The 18,465-nt window shown below is 74.2% G+C and carries 18 protein-coding genes; 8 read left to right on the forward strand and 10 right to left on the reverse strand.

Translation table 11 applies throughout. The features are described from left to right. Positions 1-53 precede the first annotated feature (53 nt). The gene (locus ACLWS4_RS18965) at positions 54-902 is read left to right on the forward strand and encodes a universal stress protein (protein WP_117486836.1); all 849 of its coding nucleotides are present in this window, start codon (positions 54-56) and stop codon (positions 900-902) included. Between the two features lie 74 nt (positions 903-976). Beyond that, on the forward strand, positions 977-1,540 hold the full coding sequence (locus ACLWS4_RS18970) for a YbaK/EbsC family protein (RefSeq protein WP_387830247.1): 564 nt from the start codon (positions 977-979) through the stop codon (positions 1,538-1,540). A 14-nt stretch (positions 1,541-1,554) separates the two neighbouring features. Here the strand turns inward: ACLWS4_RS18970 and ACLWS4_RS18975 are convergent, their stop codons facing one another. Genes ACLWS4_RS18975 through ACLWS4_RS18985 form a run of 3 tightly spaced genes read right to left on the reverse strand, consistent with a single transcriptional unit; the run spans position 1,555 to position 4,540 of the window. After that, a complete protein-coding gene (locus ACLWS4_RS18975; protein ID WP_074005983.1) occupies positions 1,555-2,367 on the reverse strand; it encodes an ABC transporter ATP-binding protein in 813 nt (270 codons plus the stop codon). 35 nt (positions 2,368-2,402) lie between these two features. Next, on the reverse strand, positions 2,403-3,521 hold the full coding sequence (locus tag ACLWS4_RS18980) for a FecCD family ABC transporter permease (protein ID WP_416874705.1): 1,119 nt from the start codon (positions 3,519-3,521) through the stop codon (positions 2,403-2,405). 20 nt (positions 3,522-3,541) lie between these two features. Next, a complete protein-coding gene (locus ACLWS4_RS18985) occupies positions 3,542-4,540 on the reverse strand; it encodes a FecCD family ABC transporter permease (protein WP_079272857.1) in 999 nt (332 codons plus the stop codon). Positions 4,541-4,630: 90 nt separating this feature from the next. Here ACLWS4_RS18985 and ACLWS4_RS18990 point away from each other — a divergent pair, with 90 nt between their 5' ends. Further along, positions 4,631-5,593: an ABC transporter substrate-binding protein gene (locus ACLWS4_RS18990; RefSeq protein ID WP_380741014.1), complete on the forward strand. Its 963-nt coding sequence runs from the start codon at positions 4,631-4,633 to the stop codon at positions 5,591-5,593. Positions 5,594-5,714: 121 nt separating this feature from the next. On the opposite strand, the gene ACLWS4_RS18995 is transcribed toward ACLWS4_RS18990, so the two are convergent. The 4 genes from ACLWS4_RS18995 to ACLWS4_RS19010 form a co-directional block, all read right to left on the reverse strand. Next, positions 5,715-6,167 carry a MarR family winged helix-turn-helix transcriptional regulator gene (locus tag ACLWS4_RS18995; protein ID WP_117486839.1) on the reverse strand — a complete coding sequence of 151 codons (453 nt, stop codon included), beginning with the start codon at positions 6,165-6,167 and terminating at the stop codon, positions 5,715-5,717. Beyond that, complete coding sequence (locus tag ACLWS4_RS19000) at positions 6,167-6,319, reverse strand: hypothetical protein (RefSeq protein WP_158077791.1); 153 nt, start codon at positions 6,317-6,319, stop codon at positions 6,167-6,169. Before ACLWS4_RS19000 ends, ACLWS4_RS18995 begins: the two co-directional genes overlap by 1 nt. A gap of 153 nt (positions 6,320-6,472) precedes the next feature. Continuing rightward, positions 6,473-6,829, reverse strand: a complete 357-nt coding sequence (locus ACLWS4_RS19005; protein WP_117486841.1) for a zinc ribbon domain-containing protein YjdM — start codon at positions 6,827-6,829, stop codon at positions 6,473-6,475. Positions 6,830-6,950: 121 nt separating this feature from the next. After that, the gene (locus tag ACLWS4_RS19010) at positions 6,951-7,613 is read right to left on the reverse strand and encodes a TetR/AcrR family transcriptional regulator (RefSeq protein ID WP_416874706.1); all 663 of its coding nucleotides are present in this window, start codon (positions 7,611-7,613) and stop codon (positions 6,951-6,953) included. A 99-nt stretch (positions 7,614-7,712) separates the two neighbouring features. On the opposite strand from ACLWS4_RS19010, the gene ACLWS4_RS19015 reads away from it, so the two are divergent. Together ACLWS4_RS19015 and ACLWS4_RS19020 are read left to right on the forward strand one after the other, a co-directional pair. Further along, entirely contained in the window at positions 7,713-8,726 is a 1,014-nt protein-coding gene (locus ACLWS4_RS19015) for a zinc-binding dehydrogenase (RefSeq protein WP_387830263.1), read from the forward strand. A 193-nt stretch (positions 8,727-8,919) separates the two neighbouring features. Further along, on the forward strand, positions 8,920-11,736 hold the full coding sequence (locus tag ACLWS4_RS19020) for a penicillin acylase family protein (RefSeq protein WP_416874707.1): 2,817 nt from the start codon (positions 8,920-8,922) through the stop codon (positions 11,734-11,736). Between the two features lie 42 nt (positions 11,737-11,778). Here the strand turns inward: ACLWS4_RS19020 and ACLWS4_RS19025 are convergent, their stop codons facing one another. Continuing rightward, positions 11,779-12,081 (reverse strand): hypothetical protein, encoded by a 303-nt coding sequence (locus ACLWS4_RS19025; protein ID WP_416874708.1) that lies wholly within the window; start codon positions 12,079-12,081, stop codon positions 11,779-11,781. A 175-nt stretch (positions 12,082-12,256) separates the two neighbouring features. On the opposite strand from ACLWS4_RS19025, the gene ACLWS4_RS19030 reads away from it, so the two are divergent. The 3 genes from ACLWS4_RS19030 (at position 12,257) to ACLWS4_RS19040 (ending at position 15,688) form a co-directional block, all read left to right on the forward strand. Next, positions 12,257-12,811, forward strand: coding sequence for a YceI family protein (locus ACLWS4_RS19030; protein WP_074005987.1), 555 nt, complete (start codon positions 12,257-12,259; stop codon positions 12,809-12,811). Positions 12,812-12,942: 131 nt separating this feature from the next. Further along, entirely contained in the window at positions 12,943-14,160 is a 1,218-nt protein-coding gene (locus ACLWS4_RS19035) for a threonine synthase (RefSeq protein WP_375875489.1), read from the forward strand. A gap of 142 nt (positions 14,161-14,302) precedes the next feature. Beyond that, positions 14,303-15,688 (forward strand): hypothetical protein, encoded by a 1,386-nt coding sequence (locus tag ACLWS4_RS19040; RefSeq protein WP_416874709.1) that lies wholly within the window; start codon positions 14,303-14,305, stop codon positions 15,686-15,688. 58 nt (positions 15,689-15,746) lie between these two features. Here ACLWS4_RS19040 and ACLWS4_RS19045 read toward each other — a convergent pair whose 3' ends face one another. Further along, the gene (locus tag ACLWS4_RS19045; RefSeq protein ID WP_416874710.1) at positions 15,747-16,802 is read right to left on the reverse strand and encodes an MDR family NADP-dependent oxidoreductase; all 1,056 of its coding nucleotides are present in this window, start codon (positions 16,800-16,802) and stop codon (positions 15,747-15,749) included. Next, positions 16,799-18,463, reverse strand: coding sequence for a phytoene desaturase family protein (locus tag ACLWS4_RS19050; protein ID WP_375875498.1), 1,665 nt, complete (start codon positions 18,461-18,463; stop codon positions 16,799-16,801). Before ACLWS4_RS19050 ends, ACLWS4_RS19045 begins: the two co-directional genes overlap by 4 nt. Positions 18,464-18,465 lie beyond the last annotated feature (2 nt).

Raw genomic sequence — 18,465 nt, forward strand, 5'->3', positions numbered from 1 at the left:
GCCGCACCGAGACCTCCGGGGGCTGGGGCCGCACCGGAACCGAGGAGCACGCCGTGACCGGACCCGTCGTCGTCGGATTCGACGGCTCACCCGAGAGCCTGGCCGCCGCCGCCTGGGCCGCCCACGAGGCGCAGCGCCGCGGCCTGCGCCTGGACGTCCTCCAGGCCTGGCCCCGGCCGAAGCAGATCGCCCCCGGGAGCAGGCCCGGCGACCACTCCGCACTGGCACGACTCGCCGAGCGCGAGCGCGAGTTGCGCACCCTCGCGCCGGAGGTCGAGGTCACCGCCGGCTCCGTGGCCGGCGATCCCGTCGAGGCGCTGGAGGCCGCCGCGCACGGGGCCGCCCTGCTGGTGCTCGGCTCGCGCGGGCTGGGCACCCTGCGCGGCTTCCTGGTCGGCTCGGTGAGCCAGGAGGTGCTGCGCCGGGCGGACTGCCCGGTGGTGCTGATCCGGGCCGGCGGGGACGAACCGGACGGCGCGGTGACGGTCGGCCTCGACCTGGCGCACCCGGCGGACGAGGTGCTGGCCTTCGCCTTCGAGGCCGCCGCGCTCCGTTCGGCGCCGCTGCGCGTGGTGCACGTCTGGTCCCCGCCGGCCGGCAGCGAGTACATGTCCTACGGGGCGATCGGCGGGCTGGAGGGCGAGGTCTCGGCCGTCGAGCACGACGGCCTCGCCCGGGCCCTGGAGCCCTGGCAGGCCCGGCACCCCGAGGTGACGGTGAGCACCGACCTGATCCGCGGCAAGGCCGCCGTCGAGCTGGTGGACGCCGCCGCGACGGCCCGGCTGCTGGTCGTCGGCCGCCGCATCCGGCGGATGCCGCTGCGCCACCACCACCTCGGCCCGGTGGCGCACGCCGCGATCCACCACGTGCACTGCCCGGTCGCCGTCGTCCCGTACGGCTGACCGCGCTCCTCCCGTACGGCCGACGGCAGCCGGGTAGGGCCGACCGGGTGGCCGGGCGCGCTACAGTCCGGTCCATGAGTGAGTCCACCGCCCCGCCGTTCGGGAACTTCGCCACCGCCGTACCGGCCCTGGAGCTCGGCGCGGAGCTCGCCGCGCCCGTCGCCGACGCGCTGAAGAACTGGGACGCGCCCGGAGCGGCCGCCTCGGTGCTCTACGTGGACAGCGACCCGGAGCAGGCGGACACCGCCGTGTTCTGCGCGGCCTACGACGTGCCGCCGGAGCTCTCCGCGAACTGCGTGGTGGTCGCCGCCAAGCGCGCCGGGGAGGTGACCCTGGCCGGGTGCCTGGCCCTGGCCACCACCCGGGTGGACGTCAACAAGGCGGTGCGCACCCAGCTGGGGGCGCGCAAGGCGTCCTTCGCGCCGATGGACACCGCGGTCGAGCTGACCGGCATGGAGTACGGCGGCATCACCCCCGTCGGCCTGCCCGGCGGCTGGCCGCTGCTGATCGACGAGGCGGTGGCCGCGGCCCCGTACGTCCTGGTCGGCAGCGGTCGGCGCCGGGGCAAGCTCATCCTGCCCGGCTGGGCCCTGGCGGAGCTGCCGGGCGCCCTGGTGCTGCCGGGCCTGGCCGGCTGACCGGCCCGCCGGCGTCAGCGCCCCCGGGGGGCGAGGCCGACCGGGCAGACCACCGGGGTGCCGTGCACCGGGTCGGTGAGGATCACGCTCTCCACCCCGTACAGCTCGCGCACCAGCTCCGGGGTGACGATGTCGCGCGGCGCGCCCTGGGCGGCCACCCGGCCGTCGCGCATGGCCACCATGTGGTCGGCGTAGCGGCAGGCGGTGGTCAGGTCGTGCAGGACGAGGACGACGGTGCGGCCGCGCTCGGCCGTCAGGCCGCGCACCATCTCCAGCACCTCCAGCGCGTGGCCCATGTCCAGCGCCGAGGTCGGCTCGTCCAGCATCAGGATGTCGGTGTCCTGGGCGACGGCCATGGCGATCCAGGCGCGCTGGCGCTGGCCGCCGGAGAGGGTGTCCAGCGGGCGGTCGGCCAGCTCGTGCAGGTCGGCGGCGGCGAGCGCGTGCTCGACCGCCTCGGCGTCGGCGGCGGACCACTGCCGCAGCAGGCCCTGGTGCGGCTGGCGGCCGTAGCGGACCAGGTCGCGGACGGTCAGCCCGTCCGGGGCGGTGGCGGACTGCGGCAGCAGGCCGATGATCCGGGCGATGGCGCGGGTGGACAGCGAGGTCAGCGGCTTGCCGTCGAGCAGCACGGCGCCGGAGCGCGGGGCGATGGTCCGGGCGAGGCCGCCGAGCAGGGTGGACTTGCCGCAGCCGTTCGGGCCGACGATGACGGTGACCTGCCGCTGCGGCAGTTCGAGGTCGAGCTCGCGCACCACGATGGTGCGGTCGTGGCCAAGGCTGAGCGCGCTGGTCGCCAGCCGGGGCGCTCCGACCGTGGCCGTCACGGTCCCGGAGGATTCAGCGGTCGCGGGGCGGGCGGTCATGCGGTCCTCCGGGGACGGGTGGTGAGCAGCAGCCAGAGCAGGTACGGGCCGCCCACGACGGCGGTGACCAGGCCGGCCGGCACCTCCAGCGGCGACAGGAGGGTGCGGCCGATCAGGTCGGCGAGCAGGGTGAAGGCGGCTCCGGCGACGGCCGAGGTGAGCACCGGCACGCAGCGCGGTCCGGCGATCCGGCGAGCGGCCTCGGGCGCGGCGAGCGCGATCATGCCGAGCGGTCCGGCGACGGCCACCGCCAGGCCCGCGCAGACCACCGAGACCAGCAGGACGCCGACCCGCAGGCCGCGCACCCGGACGCCCAGCCCGGTGGCGACGGCGTCGGAGAAGCGCAGCAGCGACAGCCGGCGGCCGAGCAGCACGGCGGCGGGCAGGCAGGCCAGCAGGCCGAGTTCGAGGTAGCCGACGGCGTCGGCGTCCCGGCTGTTGAGGGTGCCGACCGTCCAGGCGTAGGCGGCGTTGGCGGAGTCGATGGCGGCGCGGGAGAGCATCAGGTTGGTCACCGCGCCGAAGACCGCGCCGATGCCGAGGCCGACGACCAGGAAGCGGTAGCCGTTGCGGCCGGCCCCGCCGCCGAGGGCGAAGGCGAGCGAGGCGGCGGTGGCGGCGCCCACCAGGGCGGCGGCGGAGGGCAGCAGCTGGGTGGCGACGCCGGTGACGGAGGCGACCGCGAAGGCGGTGGCGCCCTCGTTGAAGCCGACGGTGTCCGGGGTGGCCAGCCGGTTCTGGGCGAGGGTCTGCATCAGGCAGCCGGCGACGCCGAGGGCCGCGCCGACGGCCAGTGCGGCCTCGACGCGGGGCAGCCGCAGCTTCTCCACCAGCAGCACGTCGCGCGCGGTGCCGTCGCCGAAGGCCGCGCGCAGGGCGGTCACCGGGTCGAGGTTCGTCTCGCCGACGGCCAGGCAGACGGCGGTCACCGCGACCACGGCGAGCAGCAGGACGGTGCAGCCGAGCAGCGGCCGGACCGGGACGAGCACCGAGCGGCCGCCCAGGGCGAGCAGCCGGGTGCCGGGCGGCACGGGCGGCGCCGGCCGCCGGGTCGCGGCCGAGGGGCCGTCGGGTTCCACTGCGTTCTCTGCGTCGTTCTCTGCGGTGGTCTTCACAGGGGCCTTCACGGGGGCCTTCACAGCGCGGGCATTCGGTGCGAGCGGACGACGGCGACCAGCACGGGGGCGCCGCACAGGGCGGTCATCACGCCGAGCGGCATCTCGTACGGGCGGGCGACCAGCCGGGAGGCCACGTCGGCGAGCAGCACGACGGCCGGCCCGAGCAGGGCGGAGACGACGAGCAGCCGGCGCAGGTCCGGGCCGACCAGGGCCCGGGCGGCGAAGGGCACCACCAGGCCGACGAAGGAGACCGGTCCGGCGATCGCGGTGGCGGCGCCGACCAGCAGGGCGACGGCGGTCACCGCGAGGGCGCGGGCCCGGCGGGGCTTGTGGCCGAGGCCGGTGGCGACGTCGTCGCCGAGGCTGAGCGCGGTCAGCGCCGGGCCGGAGAGCAGCGCCAGCACCAGGCCGAGCAGCAGGACCGGCAGTACCGCGAGCAGTTGGTCGGTGCCGCGGCCGGCGACCGAGCCGATGGTCCAGAACCGGATCTCGTCGGCGGCCCGGGCGTCGGAGAGCAGCAGCACGGAGGAGCCGGCGTTCATCAGCCCGCTCAGCGCCGCGCCGGCGAGCACCAGCCGGACGGGGTCGTCGCCGGTGCCGCGCAGCCGGGCCGCGCCGAGTGCCAGCAGGCAGCCGGCGCCGGCGCCCAGTACGGCGACGTACGGGCCGACGCTGGCGGCGCTGGCGCCGAGCACGATCGCGATCACGACGGCGAAGGAGGCGCCGGTGCTGACCCCGAGCAGGCCGGGCTCGGCCAGCGGGTTGCGGGCGGCTGCCTGGAGGACGGTGCCGGCCACGCCGAGCGCGAGTCCCACCGCGAGGGCCACCGCGGTGCGCGGGGCGCGCAGGTGGAACACGGTGAACCGGGAGTCGGAGTCGCCGTCACCGAGCAGGGTGGAGAGCGCCCGTGACGGTCCCACGTCGCCCGCGCCGAGCAGCAGGCTCGCCAGTACGGCGAGCAGCAGTATCGCGCCGGCGGGCAGCAGTCCGCGCAGCAGGAGTGATCGGAATGTCACACCGGGCCTCCCCGTCAGGGCCTTACGTATGGTTAGGCTAACCTCAGAAAAACGGTTCGCCCGTAAACTACCATTTCTCGGAGAACACCCATGCTTGGCACCCGCTTTACCAAGACCCTGCTCGGCGCGGCCGTGGTCGGCGCCCTCTCCCTGGGCCTGACCGCGTGCGGCTCCTCGGGGTCCGGCGGGTCCGCGGGTGACTCCGGCTCCTCGTCCACCGCCGCCGCGAAGGGCGGCAAGCGCAGCATCGACACCGCCTTCGGCGCCGTGGAGGTCCCGGCCGAGGCCAAGCGGGTCGTCGCCCTCGGCGACACCTCGCTGGACACCGCCCTCGCGCTCGGCGTCACCCCGGTCGGCACCAGCTCCAGCCGCGGCGGCACCACCGCCCCCGCCTACCTGAAGGCCGACGGCATCCCGCTGGTCGCCACGGTCAAGGAGCCCAACCTCGAGGCGATCCTGAAGGCCACCCCGGACCTCATCCTGGCCTCCTCCGGCATCGAGAAGTCCCAGTACGACAAGCTCTCGGCGGTCGCCCCGACCATCGTCCCCAAGGCCGGCGACTGGCGCGAGGTGCTCGCCGTGTACGGCGACGCGCTCGGCCACAAGGCCGACCTGGCCGCCAAGCTGGACGCCCTGGACAAGCGTGCCGCCAAGGCTGGCGAGGGCAAGAGCGGCAGCGCCGTGGTGATGCGCTGGATGCCCAACGGGCCGATCGTGATGAACACCACCAACATGCCCGGCGACCTGCTGAAGAAGGCCGGCGCCGGCACCATGCCGATCGCCGACGGCTTGGGCGCCCAGCCCCACTCGGACCCGCTGTCCCTGGAGAACCTCAACAAGGCCGACGCCGACCGGGTGTTCGTCGCCACCCTGAACGCCGAGGGTGAGAAGGCCCTGGAGACCGCCCGCAAGCAGGAGGCGTTCACCCGCCTCAAGGCCGTCGGCACCAACCAGCTCATGGGCGTCGACGGCCAGGTGTGGAGCAGCAGCTCCGGCCCGATCGCGGCGGAGAAGGTCGTCGAGGACATCGAGAAGGCCTTCGGCGCGAAGTAACCGCGCCCGCCGGGGAATTCCCCCCCCCCCCCGGAGTTCTGAAGGGCCGTCACCGGAGCGGATCCGGTGACGGCCCTTCCGCCGCGGGCTCGGCACCGCCGAACGGGTCGGCAGGGGCGACTCAGCCCAGCAGCTTCGCCACCACCCGGTCGAGCACGCGGATGTCCTCCGGCGGCAGCGCGAGCAGCGCGTCGGGCGGGGTGCTGAGGATCCCGGTGGCGATCGCGGCCTTCGCCTCGCCCTCCTCGGTGAGGTGGACCAGCTTGGACCGCCGGTCGACCGGGTTGGTGATGCGCTCGGCGAGGCCGCGCCGCACCAGGTCGTCCACGATGACGCTGGTGTACGGCGGGTCCGCGCCCAGCCGCTCGGCCAGCTCCCGCAGGGTGATCGGGCCGGCGACGAGCCGGCGCAGCGCCCTGACCCGGCTGAAGCTCATGCCGAGGGCTTCGGCGACGCTCTTGCGGCGGTCGTAGCGTTCCAGCACGAGGGCGTTCATCCCCTGCCAGACCCGGGCCGCCGCTCCGGCCTCGCTCCCGCTCCCCTCTGGGTGCCCGCCGCTGTCCAGGCGCTCCATCAGGCGTCCACCATCCCCTTCGTCCGCTCGGCTTCCTCGGCCGCCTCCTCGGCGGCGAGCCGCTGCGCCGCGCGTTCGGCCGTCGCCCGGGCCCAGCGGCCGGAAGTGAGCGTACCGGCGCTGCGATCAATCTCGCTCGCATCGACGCCCACCTCACCGAAACACCACGAGCCCGCACCCGCACCAGCCACTTCGCAGTACTCGGCCCCGCCGAGCTGATGCTCAGCGGGGCCGAGTAACGCCACCCCGAATTAACCAACAGCGTCAGTCCCTCCCGGCGGGGCGCGGCCGTTCGGGCCCGTGGGTCAGGCCTTCTTCACCACGCTGGACTTGAGCTGCATCGCACCGAAACCCTCGACGCGGCAGTCGATGTCGTGCCCGTCGACGCCGTCCACCAGGCGGATGTTGCGCACCTTGGTGCCGGCCTTGATGCCGGAGACGCTGCCCTTGACCTTGAGCGCCTTGACCACCGTCACGGTGTCGCCGTCGCTCAGCACGTTGCCGACGGCGTCCTTGATCACGCGCTCGCCGGCCGGCGCTCCGGCCTCGTCGGCCCCGCCGGGCACCCACTCGTGGCCGCACTCGGGGCAGACCATGAGGGCGTTCATCTCATAGGTGTACTCGCTGGAGCACTGCGGACACGGGGGAAGGTTGTCGCTCATGGGATCAGGATATCCAGGCCGTACGGATCCGGTCCGCGCGGCGATCGGCGAGGTCAGCGGGGGTTGCGCGCGGAGCGGCCGACAGCGGCGCGGACCGCCCGGCCGCCTGCGTTCCGCAGCCTCAGCCCGCGGTGAGCGCGAGCCGGATCCAGCGCTCGGACTCCGCGACCGCCGCCCCCACGTCGAAGGCCTCCGGCGCGGCCGCGGCCTGCACCACCAGCCCCTTGAGCAGCCCGACGAAGGCCGGCGCGAAGGCCACCGGGTCCACACCGGGAGGCACCTCCCCGTCCCGCTGCCCCTGCCCGACCACCTCGGCCGTCCACGCCCGGGTCCGGGCGTCCAGCTCCGCCACCGCGCCGGTCAGCTCCGAGGCCCCGGCGAGCGCCTCGGCCCCCAGCACCACGAAGGCCCGGCCCAGGTCGGTCGGGTTGCGGACGCCCTCCAGGCAGCCGCGCGCGAACCCGCACAGCTCCTCGGCGGCCCCCGCCCCGCTGCGCGCCGGTGCGGCCGACGCCATCGCCTCGGCCAGCGCCGCCTCCTGCAGTCGCGCCAGCAGCGCGGCCTTGGAGCCGAAGTAGTGGGTGGCCAGGCCCCGGCTGAAGCCGGCCTCCTCGCCCACCCTGGCCAGCGTGACCCCGGTGCTGCCGTGCTCGGCGATCAGCCGGGCGGCGGCGGCGATCAGCGCGGACTCGGCGCGGGCGCGCCGCTCGGCCTGGGTGCGGCGCGCCGGCGCCTCCCGGAGCGCCCCGGCCCCGCCGGTTCGGTCCTCATCGTGCGTAGACATGCCACCATGCTAGTGTGAACTTGCTTGTTGAATAACAAGTAACTTCCGGAGCGGCGGGCACTCCCCCGACCCGCCGCCCCCGTGAGAAGGGAAGTCCCGATGACCGCCACGATGCTCGCCGGCCGGCTCGACGTCGCGAAGGGCGCCTTCGCCGTGGAGGAGGTCCCCGTCCCGGCCCCCGGCCCGGGCGAGGTGCTGATCAAGGTGGAGGCCGCCGGCGTCTGCCTCTCCGACGTCCACCTGATCGAGGGCATGCTCAAGCCGCTCTACCTCGAGGGCGACAAGGTCACCCTCGGCCACGAGGTCGCGGGCACCGTGCACACCCTCGGCGAGGGCGTGACCGGTACGGCCGTCGGCGACCGGGTGCTGCTGCAGGCCGGCGAGACCCGCGACGGCGTCGTGCACACCCGCGGCGTGGACTACGACGGCGGCTGGGCCGAGTACGCGCTCGCCACCGCCACCACCCTGGTGCCGATACCGGACGAACTCCCCTTCGAGCAGGCCTGCTTCATCCCCGACGCGGTCTCCACCCCCTGGGCCGCGATCACCGCCACCGGCGCCGTACGCCCGGCCGAGGCGGTCGGCGTCTGGGGCGTCGGCGGCCTCGGCGCCCACGGCGTGCAGCTGCTGCGGGCGATCGGCGCCTTCCCGATCGTCGCCGTCGACCCGCTGCCGGCCGCCCGCGAGCGCGCCCTGGCCTTCGGCGCCGACGCCGCCCTCGACCCGGCCGACCCGGGCTTCGCCGGGCTGCTGCGCGAGGCCACCGGCGGCCGCCCGCTGTCCGTCGCCTTCGACTTCGCCGGGGTCGCCCCGGTGCGCGAGCAGGCCATGGCCACCCTCGGCGAGCACGGCCGCCTGGTGCTGGTCGGCCTCACCAACAAGCCGCTGACCGTCACCAACGGCACCCTGGTCAGCTACCTGCGCCAGCAGATCCGCGGCCACTACGGCTCCGAGGGCCAGGACGTCGTCGACCTGGTCAACCTGGTCCGCGGCGGCCGGCTGGAGTTCTCCCGCTCGGTGAGCGGCACCTTCCCGCTGGCCGAGGCGGCCCGCGCGGTCGAAGCGCTGGAGCACAAGGAGGGCGACCCGATCCGCCTGGTGCTCAAGCCCTGACCCGACGCGCCAGCGACCCGGCGCCGCACCTCCGGACTGAGCCCGGCAGGTGCGGCGCCGCTCCTTCCCGACCGACCCGCGGACGGCCAACTCCGCTCCCCCGTACGGGAAATGGCATGCACGCCACTAGCCAACCGGCCAGTAGCACCCCTACCGTCGACTCTTCCGTGAGACTTCGACGGAGGAGTCCGCCTTGCGGTCACGCCAACACCAACGCCCCCGCCCCCGCTCCCTCCGACTCCCGGCCGCCGCCCTCGCCTCGGCCCTGCTCGTCACCGCCGCCCTCACCACCACCCCCACCGCCGCCGCGCCGGCCCCCGCGACCGCCGCCGCCAACGACTACTGCGGCGGCCACTGCGCCGACATCCTGCCGCCCGGCGAGAACGGCAACGCCACCCTCGCCGACATCCTGCTCAACCGGGCCTTCGGCACCCGCCCCGCGCACACCGACGACCAGCTCGGCCCCTACGCCGCCCTCGCCTCCGGCTACCCCGGCCTGACCGAGGCCAAGCTGCGCGACTTCTTCAACGACGCCTCCTTCGGCGTCCCCGCCGACCAGGTGGCCAGCACCACCAGCCCGCGCCCGGACGTCGCCATCGTGCGCGACAAGGCCACCGGCGTCCCGCACATCACCGGCACCACCCGCTACGGCACCGAGTTCGGCGCGGGCTACGCCGCCGCCCAGGACCGGCTCTGGGTGATGGACCTCTTCCGGCACGTCGGCCGCGGCCAGCTGTCCGGCTTCGCGGGCGGCGCCGCCGCCAACCGCCAGCTGGAGCAGACCTTCTGGCAGGCCGCCCCGTACACCGAGGCCGAGCTCCAGCAGCAGATCGACACCATCGCCGCCCGCGGCGGCCGGGCCACCCAGGCCCTCGCCGACGCCAACGCCTACCTCGACGGCGTCAACCAGTACGCCAAGGAGTCCTACAACGCCCGCACCTTCCCGGGCGAGTACGACCTCACCGGGCACATCGACCCGATCACCAACGCCGGCTCGATCGAACCGTTCAAGCTGACCGACCTGGTCGCCCTCGCCTCCGTGGTCGGCGCCCTGTTCGGCTCCGGCGGCGGCGGTGAACTGGCCTCCGCCCAGGTCAAGTCCGCCGCCGAGGCCCGGTACGGCAAGGACGCCGGGGACGCGGTCTGGGCGTCACTGCGCGAGGCGGACGACCCGGAGGCCGTCCAGACCCTGCACGACGGGCAGAGCTTCCCGTACGCCACCGTCCCCGACCACCCGCAGGGCGAGGCACTGCCCGACCCCGGCTCGGTGGTGCCCGAGCGGGTCGTCTACGACGCCACCGGCTCCGCCGACTCCGCCACCACCGCGGCGAACGGCGTCCTGCCCGGCAACCTGCTCACCGCCCGGCACGGCATGTCCAACGCCCTGCTGGTCTCCGGCGCCCGCACCGACGACGGCCACCCGGTGGCCGTGTTCGGCCCGCAGACCGGCTACTTCGCCCCGCAACTGCTGATGCTGGAGGAGATCCAGGGCCCCGGGATCAGCGCACGCGGCGCCGCCTTCGCCGGCCTGAGCTTCTACGTGCAGCTCGGCCGCGGCCAGGACTACGCCTGGAGCGCCACCTCGGCCGGGCAGGACATCACCGACACCTACGCCGTCCCGCTCTGCACCACCGACGGCTCCCCGGTCACCACCGCCGCCAACTCCTACCTCTGGCACGGCCAGTGCCTGCCCTTCGACCGGCTGGAACGCAAGAACGCCTGGAACCCGACCACCGCCGACTCCACCCCGGCCGGGTCCTACACCCTGGTGATGAACCGCTCCCGGTACGGCCTGGTCACCGCCCGCGGCACGGTCGGCGGCGCACCCGTCGCCTTCACCTCGCTGCGCTCCACCTACCGGCACGAGGCCGAATCCATCATCGGCTTCCAGGAGTTGAACGACCCCGGCGCGGTGCACGACGCGGCGGGGTTCCAGCAGGCGGCGCAGGACATCAACTACACCTTCAACTGGTTCTACGCCGACTCGCGCGACATCGCGTACTACAACTCCGGCAGCAACCCGGTCCGCGCGCCCGGCGTCGACCCCGGGCTCCCCGTGAAGGCCCAACCCGCCTACGAGTGGGCCGACTTCGACCCCGTCGCCAACACCGCCCGGTACACCCCGGCGGCCGAGCACCCGCAGTCCGTCAACCAGGACTACTACATCTCCTGGAACAACAAGCAGGCGAACGGCTACACCTCGGCCGGCTTCGGCAACGGCTCGGTGCACCGCGGCAACCTGCTGGACGACCGGGTCAAGTCCCTGCTCGGGAACGGCGGCAAGGTGAGCCGGGTCTCGCTCACCCAGGCCATGGAGGGCGCCGCCCTGGCCGACCTGCGAGCCGAGGACGTGCTGCCCGACCTGATCCGCGTACTGCGCAGCGCGCCCGTCACCGACCAGGCCACCCTCACCGCCCTGCAACAACTGGAGGCCTGGCTCGCCAACGGAGGGCAGCGGAAGGAGACTTCACCGGGCAGCCACGGCTACGCGGACGCCACCGCGATCCGGGTGATGGACGCCTGGTGGCCGCTGGTCGCCGAGGGCGTCATGCGGCCGGGCCTCGGCGACCCGCTGTTCGGCGCGCTGACCGGCGCCCTCCAGATCAACGAGTCCCCCTCGGGCGGGCAGACCGGCCCCGGCGGCGGCCCGGTGAGCGCCAACGAGGCCATCCCGCACAAGGGTTCGGCCTTCCAGTACGGCTGGTGGAGCTACCTGGACAAGGACCTGCGCGCCGTCCTCGGCGACCGGGTGGCCGGCCCGCTGGCCCGGCCGTTCTGCGGCGGCGGCGACCTCGCGGCCTGCCGGACCGTCCTGCTGACCACCCTGAAGCAGGCCGCCGCCCGGACGCCGGCCCAGGTCTACCCGGGCGACGCGGACTGCGCGGCCGGCGACCAGTGGTGCGCCGACACGATCATCCAGCGCCCGCTGGGCGGCGTGACGGACGCCAAGACCACCTGGCAGAACCGCCCGACCTACCAGCAGGTGGTGCAGTTCCCGAGCCACCGCTGAGCGACACCGCCGGTGCCCCCGGCCGGGGGCACCGGCGGCCGGTCACCTGGACCGCGCCGCGGTCTCGTCCTCGTCGCCCCGCAGGTTGCCGGCCTCGCTCCGCAGCCGCCTGCCCGCGACCGTGTACGTCCTGGCCGTACCCCGGTTCGTCACCCGGCCGCCGACCGCGCCCGCCAGCTCCCCGATGCTCTCCACCAGCCCGGCGAGCGCACCCAGCAGCGCCGCCTCCTCCTTCTCCGGCACCCTCTCGCGGCCGCTGTCCCGCGCCTTCGGCAGCGCGTTCTCCCGCACCTGCCGCTCCGCCTCGCCGACCGCGTCGACCATCGCCCGTATCCCGCTGTCCAATCCGGCCCCCTCGTCTCCCCGTTCCTCCGACGTACCCCGCGAGCCTTCCCACCCCATGCCCCACTTAGGCCCAGCCCGACGCGCGACCCGCGGGAACTGCCCCTAGCGTGGTCCGGGGACCGCCCGACCAGCCCCGGGCCGAGACCCGGGACCCGCACCAGGAGGCATGCCGACCATGACCGCCAACCTCTCCGAACTCACCGGCGACTACGTCCTCGACCCCACCCACACCCGGATCGGCTTCGTCGCCCGCCACGCCATGGTGACCAAGGTCCGGGGCGCGTTCCACCAGTTCGAGGGCACCGCCCACCTGGACGGCGCCGACCCGTCCCGCTCCTCCGGCCAGGTGGTGATCAAGGCCGAGAGCATCGACACCGGCGTGGAGCAGCGCGACCAGCACCTGCGCACCAACGACTTCCTGGACGCCCCCACGTTCCCCGACATCACCTTCCGCTCCACCGCGGTCGAGGCGCGCTCCGACAGCGACTTCCGGGTCACCGGCGACCTCACCATCAAGGACACCACCCGCCCGGTCACCATCGACTTCGAGTACACCGGCAACGCCGTCGACCCGTACGGCAACCTCCGGGTGGGCCTGGAGGGCTCCGTCACCATCAGCCGCAAGGAGTACGGCGTCACCTGGAACGCGGCGCTGGAGGGCGGCGGCGTCCTGGTCGGCGACAAGGTCGTCCTGGAGTTCGACATCTCCGCAGTCCGCCAGAGCGCCTGATCCGGACCCGCCCCGCCCGGAACGGGCCCGGAACGCCCGGAACAGCCGGAACCGGTCCCCCACGAACGGGTTCGCGCCGCGGCCCGCCGAACCGCCGGACCGCGGGGCGGCCGCCCGGCTAGTCTCCTGGCATGCCAACAGAAGACTCCCTCGCGACCGGCCAGCGCTCCCTCGGCGACCCCGCCCTCGACTACCCGCTCTGGCCCCCGCTCACCGCCGGCTGCCCGCGCACCAGCACCGAGGACGTCTCCTACCCCGTCGAGGTCGACTACGCCTACGACAAGGCCGACCCGGCGGGCCTGTTCGCCCCCGCCCCGGTGCGCGGCGGCCTGGAGCGCTGGGCCCCGCTGCTGCCACCGCTGCTCGCGCCGGGCCTGGGCGAGGGCGCCACCCCGCTGGTGGAGGTCTCGCCCGGGGTGTACGTCAAGGACGAGTCCCGCAACCCCACCTGGAGCCACAAGGACCGGCTGAACCGCTGCACCACCAGCGCCGCCGTGGGCGCCGGCGCGCCGGGCCTCGCGGTCGCCTCCTCCGGCAACCACGGCGCCTCGGCCGCCGCCTACGCCGCCCGCGCCGGGCTGCGCTGCGTGGTGTTCACCGGCCCGGACACGCCGCCGAACGTCGACGCCTTCCTCAACGCCTACGGCGCGGTGGTGCTCCCGGTGCCGTGGGAGGCCCGCTGGCCGCTGCTGCGCCAGGTGGTGGACCGGCTGGGCCTGCACCCGGTCAGCAACCTGACCACCACCCACACCGGGCACGCGTACGGCCCCGAGGGCTACAAGACCGTCGCGTACGAGATCTTCCAGGACGTCGGCCTGCCGAGCGCGGTGTTCGTCCCGACCGGCTACGGCGAGCTGCTGTTCGGCGTCTGGAAGGGATTCGTCGAACTGCACCGGCTGGGCCTGACCGCCGGGGTGCCGCGCATCCACTCCTGTGAGACGGCCGCCTCCGGTCCGCTCGCCCGGGCGATCGCCGACGGCCTGCCCGCCACCCATGTGACGGTCGGCCCGAGCGACGCCTATTCGATCACCTCCCCGGTCAGCGGCTACCGGGGCGTGCTCGCGGTCCGCTCGAGCGGCGGCCGGGCGCTGACCCTGGACGACGGCCAACTCGCCGACGCCCAGCGGGAGCTGGCCCGGGCGGGGCTGTGGACGGAGCTGTCCGCGGCGGCCGGTCTGGCCGGGCTGCGCAGCCTCGGCGAGCCGGACCTCTCCGACGGCCCGGTGGTCTGCGTGTCGACCTCCAGCGGCTTCAAGGACAAGGGCGTCGGCACCCGCAGGACCGAGCCGGTCGCCCCCGACTGGGACGCGGTCGAGCGCCGCCTGCGGGCGGCCGGCATCACCGGCTGAACGCACGGTGCTTCACCGCCGCGAGGCGTGCTGTTCGCCTGCCCGTCCCAGCTCGTAAGGTCGCCGTAGGGTCGGTGTTCGCCGAGCGCCAGCAGGCTTGCACCCTCCGTCAACTCCCGCCTCCTGCCGAAGGGTAGCCACCGTGTCGCGTTCCCTCCGCCGCCTGCTGCCGCTCGCCGTCGCCGTCGCGGCGGTGCCCGTGCTCGCCCTGCCCGCCCTCCCGGCGGGCGCCGCCTCGTACGGCACCCCGACGATCACCTTCTCGGCCGGGTACCTGTCCGGCGCCGTCGGCGCCACCGGCGACCCGACCGTGACGGTGACGGTCGCCCAGTCCGGCGCCGCGGCCTCGGCGCTGACCGTCGCCGCCTCGGCGACCACCCGCAGCGCCGTCGCCCGCACCGGCGACGTGACGGTGAGCGGCACCGGCGGCGCCCGCACCCTGGCGGTCGCCGCCCAGGGCGTCGGCTACGCCGACCTCACCATCAAGGTCACCGGCCTCGGCGGCAAGAGCGCCACCCGCACCCTGCACTACGCCGCCTCCCCCGCCGTCCAGTCCTCGGCGACCAGCCGCTACCTGACCGGCTCCAGCGACGCCTCGGCGGCCGTGGACGCGGGCGGCGGCTTCATCGTGGTCGGCGACGACGAGTCCAACACCCTGCGCCTGTACGACCGCAACAACTCCGGTGCGCCGGTCCGCACCTGGGACTTCAGCTCGGCCCTCGGCGTCTCCAAGGAGATCGACATCGAGGCCGCCACCCGGGTCGGCAACACCATCTACTGGACCGGCTCGCTCGGCAACAACAAGGACGGCGTGGTCAAGCCCGACCGGCACACCGTCTTCGCCACCACCGTCACCGGTTCCGGCGCCGACACCCAGCTGTCCCTGGCCGGTTCGTACCACGGCCTGCGCGACGACCTGATCTCCTGGGACGACGCCCACGGCAAGCGCTACGGCTTCGCGGCCGGTGCCGCCGACGGCCAGGCGCCCAAGCAGATCGACGGCTTCAACGTCGAGGGCCTGGAGTTCGCCCCCGGCAGCACCAGCACCGCCTACATCGGCTTCCGCGCGCCGCTCACCCCGGCCGTCACCGGCGGCCGGGCGCTGCTCGTCCCGGTCACCAATCTCCCGTCCCTGGTGAACGGTTCGGCCGCGCACGCGACCTTCGGCGACCCGGTCGAGCTGGACCTCGGCGGGCTGTCCGTCCGCGACATCCGCCGCAACGACCTCGGCCAGTACCTGATCGTGGCCGGCTCCTGGTCCGCCGAGGACAACTCCGCCCCGTACGCGCTCTACCGCTGGAACGGGCAGCCCGGTTCCAAGCCGACCAAGCTGATCGACCTGCCGACCAGCGACTACGGCGCCTGGGAGGCCGTCACGGACGTCCCGGACCTGGACGCCCCCGGCGCCCGCGCCCAGCTGATCACCGACGACGGCTCCGCCGACCTCTACAACGACGGCACCGCCGCCAAGGACCTCACCCACCCCGAGTGGAAGAAGTCCCGCAGCACCTGGTTCCCCCTGGGCTGACCGCGCGCCAGGGCCCTTCGGCACATCCGCCGAAGGGCCCTGCCGCACGTCCGTCCGCTCAGAGCTCGACCAGCACCTTCCCCCGGTTGGCCGAACGGTCCAGGTAGAGGCCGCGGTAGGCCGCCGGGATGCTGTCGAACCCCCGGTGCAGCGTCTCCTGGTACGCCAGCTCCCCGTTACGGACCAGTGCCCCGAGGTCCCGCCGCAGCGCGGCCCAGTTCTCCTCGGTGAACCACTCCAGCGAGAAGATGCCGCGGATCGTGGTGCGCGGGAACATGATCATCGGCAGCAGCCGCGGCCCCGCCCAGTCCCCGCCGACCTGGCTCCCCCACTGCCAGCAGACGGCCACCCGGCTCTCCACCGCGAGCATCCCGAAGACCACGTCGGTGAGCGCCCCGCCGAGGCTGTCGAAGTACCGGTCGATGCCCTCCGGCGCCAGCTCGGCCAACTCCTTCCGCAGCCGCTCCGGCGCGTCGCCGTCGCGGTACAGCAGCACCCCCTCGAAGCCCAGCTCCCACAGCCGCTCCGCCTTCTCCGGCGAGGCCGTGGTGCCGATCACCCGGGCACCCCGGTGCCTGGCCAGCTGCCCGACCAACGAGCCGACCGCCCCGGAGGCCCCGCTGACCAGCACCGTCGACCCGGGGCGCACGTCGAGGAACTTCTCCACCGTCCCCCAGGCCGTCATCCCGGGCCCGCCCAGGATGCCGAGCGCGGTGGTCAGCGGCAGGTCATCGCCGTAGTCGGCGGGGTCCAGCCGGCGGAAGGCCGGGAAGACCATCGGGAAGGTCCCGGTCTGCCAGAAGCTCGGCGCGCCGGTGCTGACCAGGTGGGTGCGCCAGCCGCCGAAGCCCTGCACCAGGTCGCCGACGCCGAAGCGCGCGGCGGGCCCGGCCTCCACCACCTCCATGATCGAGTCCGCGCCCATGTGGTCGCCGATCGGCGTGTCCAGCGCGATGCCCTGGAGGTACGGGTCGACCGAGACGTACCGGGTGCGCAGCAGCATCTCGTCCGCCGCGAGCCGGACGTCCACCTCCTCCACGACCTTCCGGTACATCCGCTCGACGTCCGGCACGCCGTCCACGTGCTCCCGCACGACCCACTTCTCGATCCTCACGAGGTGACTCCAAACTGGCGGTCGGCGGGGCCGACCGGTTCGATGAGCAGGGTGGGCGGCGGTGCGCTGTCGTCCACCTCGGCCCTGAAGGGCCTGCCGTCGTCCCGGCAGATGAACTGGACGACGTGCCGGCCGGCCGCCGCCGCCCGGATCAGCCCGCCGGTCGTCGCCCAGACCCCGGAGAGGTAGAAGTTCGCGAGGCCGGGCAGCCCCGGGCCGTTGCGCTTGACCTCCTCCTCCAGGGTCTCGCCGCTCTCCACGAAGGGCTGCCAGCCCAGCACCGTCCCGTTGTAGTTGCCGGTGTAGCGGACCTGGGTGAGCGGGGTGGAGACGTCCTTGACCGCCACCGCGTCCCGCAGCCCGGGGTGGTGGCCGTCCAGGTACTCGACGATGGTGTCGCGCACCCGGCGCTTCGCCCGCTGGTACTCCCGCCCCCGGCCGACCGGCAGGGTGTGCAGCTCCTCGCCGCGCCGCACCCGGGGCTCCTGCTCCGGCCCGGTGCTCAGCTCCCGCCAGGGCGCGATGTCGCAGAAGTAGCTGGCGTACACCACGGTGGTGTCGGCGGGCGACAGCTCCGGGTAGTGGCGGCTGCGGAACTGGACGTTGATGCTCGGATGCCGGATGCCGGTGAGCCGCTCGGCGACCTCGTCCTCCAGCAGGTAGGTGGTGCACGGGTCCCCGGCCGGGAAGGGCCGGCGCAGGCCGAGGAAGACGGTCACGTAGCCGGGGAAGACCATGCCCGGCTCGGTGATGGTCTGGGTGTACAGCCGGCGGTAGGTGTCGCTCAGGTAGCGGCCCTTGAGCAGGTCCATCATGGTCGTCCGGCCGTCGCAGGCGGCCACCACGATGTCCGCCCGCACCTCCTGGCCGTCGCTCAGCCGCACCCCCACCGCCCGGTCGTCCTCGATCAGGATCCCGGTCACCTTGGTGTTGTACGTGATCTCGCCGCCCAGCCGCCGGTAGCGCTGCTCGATCGAGGTGGCCAGCCCGAGCGAGCCGCCCTCCGGCACCCCGGCCGACTGCCCGGCGTGGCAGGCGAGTTGGAAGTAGTTGGGCAGCACCGGGAAGTTGGGGTGCTTCTCGTACAGGATGAAGTTGAACGCCTCGCGCAGCAGCGGGCTGCGGAACTTCGCCGAGTAGTCGCTCATCAGCACCGTGATCGAGCGCCGGATCACGTTGAAGTACGGCAGGAAGGAGGCCAGCATCCGCGTCCGCTCCCACCGCCCCATCAGCCCGACCGGCTTGAGGAAGGGGTAACGGGCCAGCGCCAGGCGGAACTTGCGCAGCCCGGCGCAGAACTGCCGGATCTGCCGGGCGTCCTCCGGGGCCAGGTCCAGCAGGTGGGCCTCCAGTCGGTCCGGGTCGGAGTAGAAGTAGACCGCCCGGCCGTCCCGGGTGCGCACCACGTTGAAGACGTCGAAGTTGCGCATCCGCTTGCCCTGCAGCGCGCCGAGTTCGAGCCAGATCTGGTGCATCTCGTTGCCCGGCCCGCTGCCCAGCAGCCAGCTGATGCAGCAGTCGAAGGTGAACTCGCCCCGGTCCCAGCCGGTGCAGCAGCCGCCGGGGATCTCGTGCATCTCCAGGATCCGGGTGCGGTAGCCGTTCATCTGCGCGAAGCAGCCGGTGGAGAGCCCGCCGAGCCCGCCGCCGATGATGACCATGC

It is taken from the genome of Kitasatospora sp. SC0581, assembly GCF_048159585.1.
GTDB lineage: Bacteria > Actinomycetota > Actinomycetes > Streptomycetales > Streptomycetaceae > Kitasatospora.